11 protein-coding genes are annotated in these 11477 nt (G+C 42.2%); 7 read left to right on the top strand and 4 right to left on the bottom strand.

Going from position 1 to position 11477, the window contains the following annotated elements:
- Positions 1 to 12 precede the first annotated feature (12 nt).
- Positions 13 to 264 carry an acyl carrier protein gene (locus tag PSE60_RS02455; RefSeq protein ID WP_210837181.1) on the top strand — a complete coding sequence of 84 codons (252 nt, stop codon included), beginning with the start codon at positions 13 to 15 and terminating at the stop codon, positions 262 to 264.
- A gap of 1 nt (position 265) precedes the next feature.
- Positions 266 to 1006, top strand: a complete 741-nt coding sequence (locus PSE60_RS02450) for an SDR family NAD(P)-dependent oxidoreductase (RefSeq protein WP_272664480.1) — start codon at positions 266 to 268, stop codon at positions 1004 to 1006.
- 134 nt (positions 1007 to 1140) lie between these two features.
- Here the strand turns inward: PSE60_RS02450 and PSE60_RS02445 are convergent, their stop codons facing one another.
- Together PSE60_RS02445 and PSE60_RS02440 are read right to left on the bottom strand one after the other, a co-directional pair.
- Positions 1141 to 2481, bottom strand: a complete 1341-nt coding sequence (locus tag PSE60_RS02445; RefSeq protein ID WP_210837179.1) for an MFS transporter — start codon at positions 2479 to 2481, stop codon at positions 1141 to 1143.
- A gap of 68 nt (positions 2482 to 2549) precedes the next feature.
- Complete coding sequence (locus tag PSE60_RS02440) at positions 2550 to 3428, bottom strand: SMP-30/gluconolactonase/LRE family protein (protein WP_272664478.1); 879 nt, start codon at positions 3426 to 3428, stop codon at positions 2550 to 2552.
- A 529-nt stretch (positions 3429 to 3957) separates the two neighbouring features.
- Between PSE60_RS02440 and PSE60_RS02435 the strand changes: the two genes are divergently transcribed.
- The 5 genes from PSE60_RS02435 to PSE60_RS02415 all read left to right on the top strand — a co-directional run bounded on the left by PSE60_RS02435 (position 3958) and on the right by PSE60_RS02415 (position 9440).
- Positions 3958 to 6402, top strand: a complete 2445-nt coding sequence (locus tag PSE60_RS02435) for a DMSO/selenate family reductase complex A subunit (protein ID WP_272664477.1) — start codon at positions 3958 to 3960, stop codon at positions 6400 to 6402.
- 11 nt (positions 6403 to 6413) lie between these two features.
- Positions 6414 to 7031: a DMSO/selenate family reductase complex B subunit gene (locus PSE60_RS02430; protein ID WP_004907698.1), complete on the top strand. Its 618-nt coding sequence runs from the start codon at positions 6414 to 6416 to the stop codon at positions 7029 to 7031.
- Position 7032: 1 nt separating this feature from the next.
- Complete coding sequence (locus PSE60_RS02425; RefSeq protein ID WP_272664476.1) at positions 7033 to 7884, top strand: DmsC/YnfH family molybdoenzyme membrane anchor subunit; 852 nt, start codon at positions 7033 to 7035, stop codon at positions 7882 to 7884.
- A 61-nt stretch (positions 7885 to 7945) separates the two neighbouring features.
- Complete coding sequence (gene dmsD, locus PSE60_RS02420) at positions 7946 to 8584, top strand: Tat proofreading chaperone DmsD (protein ID WP_272664475.1); 639 nt, start codon at positions 7946 to 7948, stop codon at positions 8582 to 8584.
- Between the two features lie 109 nt (positions 8585 to 8693).
- A complete protein-coding gene (locus tag PSE60_RS02415) occupies positions 8694 to 9440 on the top strand; it encodes a GntR family transcriptional regulator (RefSeq protein ID WP_272664474.1) in 747 nt (248 codons plus the stop codon).
- Between the two features lie 32 nt (positions 9441 to 9472).
- Here the strand turns inward: PSE60_RS02415 and PSE60_RS02410 are convergent, their stop codons facing one another.
- Both PSE60_RS02410 and PSE60_RS02405 read right to left on the bottom strand, forming a co-directional pair.
- A complete protein-coding gene (locus tag PSE60_RS02410) occupies positions 9473 to 10456 on the bottom strand; it encodes a PfkB family carbohydrate kinase (RefSeq protein ID WP_272664473.1) in 984 nt (327 codons plus the stop codon).
- The gene (locus tag PSE60_RS02405) at positions 10443 to 11462 is read right to left on the bottom strand and encodes an ADP-ribosylglycohydrolase family protein (protein WP_272664472.1); all 1020 of its coding nucleotides are present in this window, start codon (positions 11460 to 11462) and stop codon (positions 10443 to 10445) included. The genes PSE60_RS02410 and PSE60_RS02405 overlap by 14 nt, the downstream gene beginning before the upstream one ends.
- Positions 11463 to 11477: the final 15 nt, after the last annotated feature.

The following is an 11477-nucleotide window of genomic DNA, read 5'->3' as shown; positions in this document are numbered from 1 at the left end:
AGGATAAAACAAATGAGCCAATACCAAGAAATTTATACCAAAATTAGTGACATGATCTGTGACGCAAAAGATTTAGAAGCAGAAGAGCTGAATGCGGATATGACTTTAGTCCAGTTAGAGTTTGATAGCTTAGATTATGTTGAACTGATGGTGCTTGTTAAACGTGATTTTAATGTTGCTTTAGATGCGGAATTTTTCCTAGAACATCCAGAAATTTCGGTGAAAGCGTTGTGTGAACATATTGATAAGGAGTCGAAATCTTAATATGGCAAATAATCAATGGGTACTCGTGACGGGGGGCAGCCGAGGAATTGGACTTGCACTGGTTAGCGAATTGCGACGCCACTGGAATGTGGTTTTTACTGGGCGTAGCGTTGATGGTGTTAATGAAACTCAAGCGAACCTTGAAAACCCCGATTTAGATACATGGGTGAAAGGATCTCCGTGTGATGGTAAGAATGAAGCACAAGTTGATGCGCTTTCTAGCTCGTTATTGGAACAATTTGGAGCGCCTACGGCGATTATTCATAATGCAGGTATCACTAGGGATGCCTTACATATTCATCAAGATGCTGAAATCTGGCGAGATGTGCTAGAGAACAACGTCATTTCCGTGATGAATTGGCACCGTAAATTATTACCTGCCATGTTGATGGCGGGGAGTGGCTCAATCGTCTTGATGTCATCAATTACTGGGTTAAAAGGCAATATTGGCCAAACAGCTTATGCAGCAAGTAAATCGGCGATGATGGGGTTGACGCGTTCATTGGCTCATGAAGTTGGGCGTTTTGGATTACGTGTGAATTGTATTGCTCCGGGGCTTATTGATAGTGATATGACCCGTGCAATGCCTGAAGCTAAATTAAAAGCGATGTGCCAAAACATCCCTTTACGTCGCTTAGGGCAACCTCAAGAAGTGGCAGAGTTAGTTGAATTTTTGATTGGTAATAACAGCCAATACTTAACAGGGCAAACATTGGTCTTAGATGGTGGGTTAACGGCGTAATTGCCAGTTTTGAGTGCTGTTAAAAGAAAAAAGTCACTAGATAAGGTTGGTTTCTATGTTTCCCCTTAAACGTTTTAGTTAATTTTCGTTTAAGGGGATTTTTTATGTGTTTAAACAACCTTATTTAAGGTGACTTATTCGCCTGATGTATGGCTTTCATGTAGTGATGTGTGGGTAGTAAAGAGCTGTAATATAACGCCAAGTAGTGCGCAGCCTGCCATCGCAAAGAAGGTATAAATATAACCTAAAGAGCTATTCCAGCCGCCCCCAAGATTAATTAACCAGCCCATTAATAACGGTGATAATGCGCCACCAATAAACATAGATGTGGTGATAATACCATTTGCAGTCGAAATGGATTGGTCATTAGCATTATCAGATGCCATGGCGTAGTAAATTGGCCAAACGGCATTGGCTACCAAGCCGAAGAACAGTTGTATCGCGATAATTTTTGGCATTGACGTTGCGAAGTAAAATAAAGCGATACCAATACTCATCCACAAACCGCAAATAATTAAGGTTCTTTTTCTACCGAGAATGTCGGATAACCAAGGCCAAATAATTTGCCCGAGCACGCCTGTTAATGTGAAAATAATACTCAGCCCTGCTGAGGCGGCTAAAGATAACCCAGAGACATGATATAAATAGGAAGGCAATACCATGCTGATCCCCATATAAACAATCTGAGTTAATAATGTGTTCCCTGCTGTTAGTGCAATATTTCTATTTTTTAATGTGGCGAGAAAAATTTTAACACCTTGGCCTTTTTGTACTTGGGTGCTACTACTTTCTGCGGGTTTGGTCATACCTGATTTTTCAATATGTTCATATAATATTGAAATTCGTGCGGCGGTTGAATATTTAGCCCAAAAAATCATAATAGGCAGCGCGACCACGAGTGGTATAAAGAAGCTATATCGCCAGTTCGCTTCCCCAAATTCAGAAATAATAAAACTTGCTACAACGCCACTTAATAAAGCCCCGATGGGATATCCAGTATGGTGTACACCGAGAGCAAAACCTCTTTTTTCTTTCGGCCACCATTCTGCCGTATTACTTACTCCAACCGGCTCACCCCAACCTGCACCGAGATTCACACCAAACCGTAATAGGATAAAATAGGTTAAGTTATGGCTAATGGCTTTAAAACCAGAAATAAATGAAATAGCGGTATAACCTAATACTAAAGGAACTTGAAAACGAGCGCGTTTCCAACCCGAACCATATCGGTCACTGAGAACTGAACCGGGTATATCTAAAATAGCGAGGGCTATCATAATAATAGCGACAATATTCCCCCACTCTTCAGGGCTTAAATTAAATTCCTGAGAAATAACAGGGCCTAGCCTTAATATCATTTCTCTATCATAAGCATTTAATAACCAAATAAGCCAACAAACAAATAATGAAACCCATGAGAAACGGTGTATTTTTTTAAATGATATTTTATGATTTGAAGCGTTATTTTTAATCATAATTGCAGCTCTTTTATAAGTATAATAATTTGAGAACCCGTGATATTCACTTGTGATTTAAACGTTATTTAACCCCCAAATCGTTTTTCAGGAATACCGGTTACACCAAGATTATGTATAGAGAAGACACTTCCGCGTAACTGGCCATCTTCAGGAAAGCGAGGTAATGGTGGTCTTGCCATTGATGTGACATATAAAATATCTAAGTTTTCACCACCAAAAGCGACGCTGGTGACTTTCTTAACAGGCATTTCGATAATTCTGTCAATCTCGCCAGAAGGGCTATACCGAACGATTTTTCCTGCATAAACAAGGGCATTCCAAAGATAGCCTTCACTGTCAACGGTCGCACCATCAGCAGCCCCGCCCGATGAGGTGTCAACGGCACAAAATGTTTGGCGGTTACTGATATTGCCTGTTGAGCCGTCATAATCGTATTTCCATATTTCACCTGTCCATGTATCGGCGAAATAGAAAATATCGCCTTTAGGCGACCAGCAAGGCGCATTCGAGACAATGATATTTTGTTCAATTTTATGAAGGGAATAGTCCGTATCTAGCCGATATAACGCACCTGACGCGGTCTCTTCTTGCATATCCATTGAGCCGACAACAAAGCGTCCTTGTCTATCAACTTTTCCATCATTGAATCGATTATGGGGTTTATCACTTTCCGGTGAATGTAGAAGGTTTGTTTCACCCGTAGTGAAATCAAGGAGATAAATTCCTTTTTCGAGTGCAACGACTGCGGAGTTTCCATCTTTACACAAAGCCATTGAACCGATTTTTTGCCTAACATCCCAACTTTTAATTTCAGTTCCACGTTCTGTGCAGGAAAATACGCGACCATCTAAACTGTCAATCCAATATAAGCGTTGCTGTTGCGTATCCCAAACAGGGCCTTCCCCTAAATTATTCTTTAAATCTAATAATATGTTTATTTTCATTTTTACAGTCCTATTAATAATACCGATTGATTAGAAGGAATGTATCTAATTAATTTAGATATGATGTGATATATATGATTGGCTGTGGTTGGAGGTAATCTTAATAGTAGGGAAGTGCCATTAAAATAATGTGAAGATAGCTGTGTTTATTATACGGCTAATTGTTAATTTGATTGTTCATTTGCACAATAGAAGCGAATGGCACAATGTATTAAGCAGAAAATAATAGGTATATAAAAAGACTTTGAAATAGTTAAATCAACTAATTTAAAGAAATAACTTCGCTATATTTATTTTAATTAAATTAATTTTTAATGATAAAAACTGGGATGATTTTATTTTCAATGCTGTTTAATGATTATGAATAGATAAAAACCATACACTTTGTATTGGATTATTGATCGTGCACAAATGCCCTACCAAGCCTCAGCGATAGAATGGTCATTGAGAGTAGATAAGTAAATTAAAGATAAAAATAAATTTCAGAAAACCATTTTAAAACGCTGAAGCAATGTAAAGTGAGGCAGATATGAGTAAAGCATTATCTGAGGGAGTACTCCAATCGGAGATCAGCCGCAGGAAGCTAATGCAAACCAGTACCGTCGGGGGACTCGCACTTGCAAGTGGAGCGCTAAGTTTACCTTTTAATAGTGTTGCTGAAACCAGTGAAATAACACCCAAAACAGCCATACCTGAAGAAAAAATAGTTTGGAGTGCATGTACCGTTAACTGTGGGAGCCGCTGTCCACTGCGTATGCATGTGGTTGATGGTGAAATCAAATATGTTGAAACCGACAATACTGGTGATGATGTTTACGGTAATAAGCACCAAGTTAAAGCCTGTTTACGTGGGCGCTCAATGCGTCGTCGTGTCTATAACCCTGACCGCTTGAAATACCCAATGTTGCGCGTTGGGGCGCGTGGTGAAGGTAAATTCAAACAAATCAGTTGGGATGAAGCCTACGATTTAATCAGTGATAATCTAAAACGAATTATTGCCGATTATGGTAATGAAGCGGTGTATTTGAACTATGGAACTGGCACATTAGGTGGCACAGTCGCACGTTCATGGCCGCCAGCGAATTCACCCATCGCCCGTTTGATGAACTGTATGGGCGGCTATTTAAACCATTACGGAACCTACAGTACGGCACAAATCAGCTGTGCAATGCCGTATACCTATGGTAGCGGGGCGGGTAATAGCGTTTCCGATATCGAAAACTCAAAGCTGGTGGTTCTATTCGGTAACAACCCTGCAGAAACCCGTATGAGCGGTGGTGGGATTACTTATCAATTAGAACAAGCCCGTGAGCGTTCTAATGCAAGAATGATAGTGATCGACCCGCGTTATACTGATACAGCAGCAGGGCGTGAAGATGAGTGGATCCCAATCCGCCCAGGAACAGACGCCGCATTAGTAGCTGGGATCGCCCATGTGTTGATCACTGAAGGTATGGTTGATCAACCCTTCTTAGACCAATATTGTGTGGGTTATGATGAGAAAACTCTGCCAGCAGATGCCCCAAAAAACAGTCACTACAAGGCGTATATTTTAGGCCAAGGGGATGATGGCGTAGAAAAAACACCACAATGGGCTGCGCAGATTACCGGTATTCCGGCTGATAAAATCATTAAACTCGCGCGTGAAATCGGTTCTGCAAAACCTGCTTATATTAGCCAAGGTTGGGGGCCACAACGTCATTCGAATGGTGAACAAACCGCACGTGCGATTGCGATGTTACCGATTTTAACCGGTAATGTTGGCATCAATGGCGGTAATACAGGGGCTCGTGAAGGGAATTATGATATTCCATTTGAGCGGATGCCAACGTTAGAAAACCCAGTCAAAGCAAGCATTTCTGTATTTTTATGGACTGATGCAATAGAGCGTGGCCCAGAAATGACTGCAACTCATGATGGCGTACGCGGTAAAGATAAACTGGATGTTCCGATTAAGTTTATTTGGAACTACGCCAGCAACAGCTTAATTAATCAACACTCTGATATTAATAAAACGCATGACATTCTTCAGGATGATAAAAAATGCGAAATGATAGTAGTGATTGATAACCATATGACCGCCTCAGCGAAATATGCGGATTTAGTCCTACCAGATTGCACTGCCTCTGAACAAATGGATTTTTGCTTGGATGGCGCTGCCAGTAATATGGGGTATGTCATTTTCGCTAGCCAAGCCATCGAACCACGTTTTGAGAGTAAAACAGTGTATGAAATGTGTACACAAATTGCGCGTCGCATGGGCGTTGAAGAGAAATTTACCGAAGGGCGAACTCAAGAAGAGTGGCTACGCCATTTGTATGAAATCTCACGACAAAAGTTACCTGAGCTACCTGATTTTGAGACATTCCAGCAGCAAGGAATTTATAAAAAAATGGACCCGCAAGGGCATTTTGTGGCGCACAAAGCTTTCCGTGAAGACCCTATTGGTAATCCATTAAATACCCCGTCAGGAAAGATTGAGATCTATTCATCACGCTTAGCGGATATTGCGAAAACATGGACGCTAGCGGAAGGTGATTTGATATCAGCACTCCCAATGTATTCCCCAGGCTTTGAAAGCCATGATGATAAGCTCACCGAAAAATATCCACTGCAATTGAGTGGTTTCCACTATAAATCACGAGTTCACTCCACCTACGGTAACGTTGATGTGATCAAGGCGGCTTGTTTACAAGAGATGTGGATCAACCCTATTGATGCAAAACGTCGCAATATTAAAGATGGCGACATGGTGCGAATTTACAACGATAGAGGGGAAGTGCAGATTGCTGCCAAAGTGACTCCACGCATCATCCCAGGCGTTGTCGCAATGGGGGAAGGGGCTTGGTACGCGCCTGATGAAAACAAGGTGGACCATGGTGGTAGCCTAAACGTCCTGACGACTCAACGCCCGTCACCGTTAGCGAAAGGTAATCCGCAACACAGTAATTTGGTTGAAGTGGCAAGGGTATAGGGGGATAAATCATGACAACACAATATGGTTTTTATATTGATTCCGCACGGTGTACGGGATGCAAAACATGTGAGTTAGCGTGTAAGGACTACAAAAATTTATCTCCTGCGGTGAATTTTAGGCGCATTTATGAATATGCAGGGGGAGATTGGCAAGAAGATAACGGTGTGTGGCATCAAAACGTATTTAGTTATTATTTGTCGATTTCATGCAACCACTGCGAAGACCCTGCTTGTGTCAAAGTGTGCCCAAGCGGTGCGATGCACAAACGTGAAGATGGCTTTGTTGTTGTAGATGAAAGCGTGTGCATTGGTTGCCGCTATTGTCATATGGCCTGCCCATATGGTGCACCGCAATTTGATAGCGAAAAAGGGCATATGACCAAGTGCGATGGTTGCTATGAGCGTGTTGCGGTCGGTAAAAAACCGATTTGTGCCGAGTCTTGCCCACTGCGTGCATTAGACTTTGGCCCCATTGATGAATTACGTGAAAAACATGGTAATTTGGCCGAGATTGCGCCACTACCTGAAGCGCACTATACCAAACCCAATCTTGTCATTAAACCGAATGCCAATAGTCGCCCTGTCAATGATACGACAGGCCATTTAGCCAATCCTCGGGAGGTATAACATGGGCAATGGATTACATGAATGGCCGCTAATTTTATTTACGGTATTAGGCCAAAGTATTGCAGGTGGTGTGATTGTAACCGGGCTTGCATGGTTATCGACAGACGATAAACCCCAAAAACAGCGCATTGTGAATGCGATGTTGGCATTATGGGTATTGATGGGCTTAGGCTTTCTCGCTTCTATGATGCATATGGGCTCACCGATGCGCGCATTTAACTCGATGAATCGTGTATTTGCCTCGTCACTGAGTAACGAAGTGTTATTCGGCTCTATTTTCTTTGTGTTGGGTGGCCTATGGTGGTTGTTATCCGCAATCAAAAAGATGCCAACAGGACTCGATAAGGTGTGGTTAATCATCACCATGTTGATGGGATTGCTATTTGTTTGGGCAATGACACGAGTCTATATGATAAGCACAGTTCCGACATGGAACACGCCACATACCACTATCGGCTTCTTTATGACTCTGTTTGTTGTGGGGCCAATTTTAGGTACTTTACTATTACGCGTGGCTAAATTTCCATTTAATAGTGGTAAATTAGCGGCAATTAGCATCGTTGCTTATATCGTGACTATTGCATCAGTACTACTGCAAAGTGGTGAGATTGCGCTAATCACCACCTCAGTACAAAAAGCCGTGGATTTAGTCCCTGATTTTGGTGTTTTACAAGTGGTACGTATTGTGGTGACAAGTCTTGGGCTGTTGTTATGGATTTTACCTGTTGTGCGACAAAATCAGCCTTCGGTGCTGAGCTTACTTCTTGGTACCGTGCTGGTACTGGTTGGTGAATTTATTGGTCGTGGGCTATTCTATGGTTTACATATGACAGTCGGCATGGCTGTAGCTTAATTGGTAAACTTTCAGCGCAGGGTGTGATTTCCCTGCGCTGATAACTTCAGAGACAATCAATATGCAACAAGCGCACTTTCTTGAACACGTCGCAGTGACAGGGCGGGTTTTGGGATCTTTATTTTATTTCTCCCCAGAGAATGAAAACAATGCAGAAATTATCGCGATTTTACAAGAGCCGACTTGGCATGAAGAATGGCCATTTGCTTTACCTTCCTTAGTGAAAATTAGCCAGCTTTTGCAATCCAGTGCTCAGGAAAATGAACCACTGAGTGAAGCATGGCAGCGCTTGTTTATTGGGCCTTATGCTTTAGCAGCTCCACCTTGGGGTTCGGTTTGGCTAGATAAAGAAAAGATTGTTTTTGGCGACTCAACCGTTGAGTTGCGCCAGTGGATGCGTACTAAAGGTGTTGAATCCGTAACGACACAAAAAGAGCCTGAAGACCACTTTGGGTTGATTTTGATGTTAGCGGCTTGGCTGGCTGAGCAAAATCGCAGAGCGGATTTAGAAGAGTTGCTCGCTTGGCATTTATTACCTTGGTCGGCACATTTTCTCGAAGTGTTGATAGATTCGGCTAACAGTGATTTTTACCGTGCATTGGCAATATTAGCGAAAGAAACACTGGATGGTTATCAACAGCAATTGACTTTACCTATATCAGAGAAAAGCGTGTACCTCACCAGAAATAGTACCCTGTAGCATTCTGTTTTTCATTGGTAATAAATTTATCTAATTCAATTACCTGCAATAAATCTATGGATAATGGTACTATTGATTATTGCTGCGATTTTTAGGTGACTAACTCAATATGAATGATGCGCATTTATCTCTGATCCAACAACTTTGCACCCGTCTTGCTGAAATAGACAATACACCTTTATATGTAAAATTTGCTGAAACGGTGAAATTTGCCGTGCGAACAGGGGTTTTGCATCAAGGTGATATGCTGCCCAGTGAAAGGGAATTAGGTCAGCAGACAGGGGTGTCGCGTATTACCGTTCGAAAAGCGTTAGAGTTACTTGAACAAGAAGGCGTTATCATTCGGTCACAAGGTTATGGCACCCAAATTAGCGATAAGTTTGAGTATTCACTCAAAGAAGCTAAAGGTTTTTCACAACAAGCGGTTTTACTTGGAAAAAAACCCAACACACTTTGGGTCAATAAAAGTATTGTACCTTGTTCACAGGAGGTGGCAGAGTCACTCGCGCTCCCCATCAATAGTGATGTATTTATGTTAAAACGTATTCGCTATGTGGATGAACAGCCTGTCTCTATTGAGGAGTCATATGTTCCTATTGGGTTGATTGGTGACGTAGACGATATTGGCTTATCTTTGTACGATTATTTCCGCAGCCAAAATATTTATCCTACGCGAACAAAGAGCAAGGTGAGTGCTCGAATGCCAGATGAAGACTTTCAAACGCACATTAAATTAGAAAAGACCGTGCCTGTTTTAGTGATTAAGCAGGTGGCTTTCGACCATAAAAATGTGCCCATTGAATACAGTTTTAATCAATGTCGCAGTGATATGTATGTATTTGTCTCTGAAGAATAAAAAAGAGGCTAGGCCTCTTTTTTCTCTGATGATTAATATTGCTGTAAATATGTGGTGAGTTGCTCTGACGAAGGTGCACAATCTCCTCCGCGATGGCTAACAACATAGGATGCGACCGCATTTCCGAGTAATACGGCATCTTGTAGTGCCCAGCCGGACGCCAATGCCGCAATCACGCCTCCTGCATGGCTATCTCCTGCTCCAATGGTATCGACAACGGTGGTTTTAAATGGTGCCACCCAGCCTGATGAACGACCACTTTCTTGAAAGAACGCACCTTCTTTGTCGACTCTAACAATTACGGGAACTAAAAATTGAGAATGCCAAATATTGGCTAATGCTGCTGTATCCATTCCTTGGTGTGCGATATCAGGGAATAACGTGACGATATGTTCGACTTCTTGGCGGTTCAACGAAATGATTGGTTTTAAAGCCATTAATCGTAATAATTGTGTTTTCGAAAGGTCGGCGATCCGAGGGCCAAAATCGATAAATAAAGTGACGTTATCGGAGAGTGACTCCAGCCATGAAAGCAGAGTTTCGCCACATTTTGCGGCTAATTGGTAGCCAGAAAGGTAGATGATGTTGTTAGATGTAATTGGCAAATCATCTAGGGTTTGGCGCTCCCATTGGTTTTCTACACCGCTAATGGAAAGAAATGTCCTTTCTCCATCGGGTTCAACCAAGGCTAAACACCAGCCATTGTCACCTTTATTCGTTTCTATAACTGAACTCAGACCTTTTTTATTGAGTTGGTTGCGGATGATATCTGCCCACACACCTTGCCCAATAGGTAATGCATTGAGTGACTGGATACCAAGACGTTGCAAGGCCACTGCAATATTCAGAGCACATCCACCGATATTGACACTCTGCTGGTGCAATTCGATATCACTTCCGCGATAAGGCAGTGAATATGCATCTGCAATCACATCAATAACGGCTGCACCAATTAGGCAGACAGGACGATGCTCTGCTTGCAATGGAAGATGGGCAATAAGTTCAGCGGTTTTCATAAGCTTTTTCTCTTGCAGTTCTCAGTACCATAAAGGCTTGGCTATATTGTGCAAAATCAAGTTGGTTCACATCATCTAATTGTTTTTTGAGTTGTTTGTCGATGGCATCAACGCCGTGGAGTGCGCCACAAATGGCGGTGGCCATTGCCCCTATGGTGTCGGTATCACCTCCTAAATTAGCACACAGAATGGCACAGCGGTTGGGATCAGTTTCCGCTAATTCAACCATAGCAATGGCGGCAGGAACGGACTCAATGGTGCTAGTACCAGCGCCAACGAGTTGATAAAGCTGTTCCATTGCTTGTTCGGGACCAACTGCATTTTTCACTGTGTGTAAAGCAAGTTCAATACGTGCAGCTATTGAGGGGCTAAAGGTTGTGACATGCTTTTCTTGTGCTAACTTCGCTATAGCGGGTAATTGGTCACGAATTTGCGACCAGTTTTCGCCATCTATCGCTTTAGAAATCGCCCAAGCAATAGCAACTGCCCCTGCAATTGCCACATCCGATTTATGCGTTGGCGATGAGGCGAGTGTAATTTCATCAATAAATTCATCAATAGAATGCGTTGGCAGTAAACAACCGAGTGGGGAAACTCGCATTGCGGCACCATTTGTCATGCCATTGTTTTCTAACTGAGAAATCGGGGTTCCTTGTTTTATTGCTTTTAATGCAATTTTAGAGGTCGGTCCTAAGACATTTTTGTTAAAGGCATCAAATTGCTCTGCCCATTTTAAAATATTACGGCCAATAAGTTCAGGATTTACTGTGCCATCACATTCTATAATCGCGTCCGCAAGAGCGAGCGCCATTGAGGTATCATCTGTAAATTCTGCCGTATTGAAGTAGCAAGCTGCATTATTCTCTTTTGGCCCAGGTAAGAAGCGGTCTATCCAACCAAAATGTGCTTTAACACGAGAACGAGGCCATAATTCAGAAGGCATTCCCATTGCATCACCTAAGGCTTGGCCATAAAACGTGCCTAAAATACGGTTCTCTTTGTTCATTATAATTCCTTCAAT

This window comes from Providencia sp. PROV174 (assembly GCF_028480685.1).
GTDB classification, from domain to species: Bacteria; Pseudomonadota; Gammaproteobacteria; order Enterobacterales; family Enterobacteriaceae; genus Providencia; species Providencia rettgeri.
This window is presented reverse-complemented; position numbering and strand designations above follow the sequence as displayed.

What these genes read in the sequence shown, in the direction of transcription:
- PSE60_RS02405 (WP_272664472.1), bottom strand. Translation starts at nt 11,462, where the DNA reads ATGAACAAAGAGAACCGTATTTTAGGCACGTTTTATGGCCAAGCCTTA.
- PSE60_RS02430 (WP_004907698.1), top strand. Translation starts at nt 6,414, where the DNA reads ATGACAACACAATATGGTTTTTATATTGATTCCGCACGGTGTACGGGA.
- PSE60_RS02435 (WP_272664477.1), top strand. Translation starts at nt 3,958, where the DNA reads ATGAGTAAAGCATTATCTGAGGGAGTACTCCAATCGGAGATCAGCCGC.
- PSE60_RS02415 (WP_272664474.1), top strand. Translation starts at nt 8,694, where the DNA reads ATGAATGATGCGCATTTATCTCTGATCCAACAACTTTGCACCCGTCTT.
- PSE60_RS02410 (WP_272664473.1), bottom strand. Translation starts at nt 10,456, where the DNA reads ATGAAAACCGCTGAACTTATTGCCCATCTTCCATTGCAAGCAGAGCAT.
- PSE60_RS02440 (WP_272664478.1), bottom strand. Translation starts at nt 3,428, where the DNA reads ATGAAAATAAACATATTATTAGATTTAAAGAATAATTTAGGGGAAGGC.
- dmsD (WP_272664475.1), top strand. Translation starts at nt 7,946, where the DNA reads ATGCAACAAGCGCACTTTCTTGAACACGTCGCAGTGACAGGGCGGGTT.
- PSE60_RS02450 (WP_272664480.1), top strand. Translation starts at nt 266, where the DNA reads ATGGCAAATAATCAATGGGTACTCGTGACGGGGGGCAGCCGAGGAATT.
- PSE60_RS02455 (WP_210837181.1), top strand. Translation starts at nt 13, where the DNA reads ATGAGCCAATACCAAGAAATTTATACCAAAATTAGTGACATGATCTGT.
- PSE60_RS02445 (WP_210837179.1), bottom strand. Translation starts at nt 2,481, where the DNA reads ATGATTAAAAATAACGCTTCAAATCATAAAATATCATTTAAAAAAATA.
- PSE60_RS02425 (WP_272664476.1), top strand. Translation starts at nt 7,033, where the DNA reads ATGGGCAATGGATTACATGAATGGCCGCTAATTTTATTTACGGTATTA.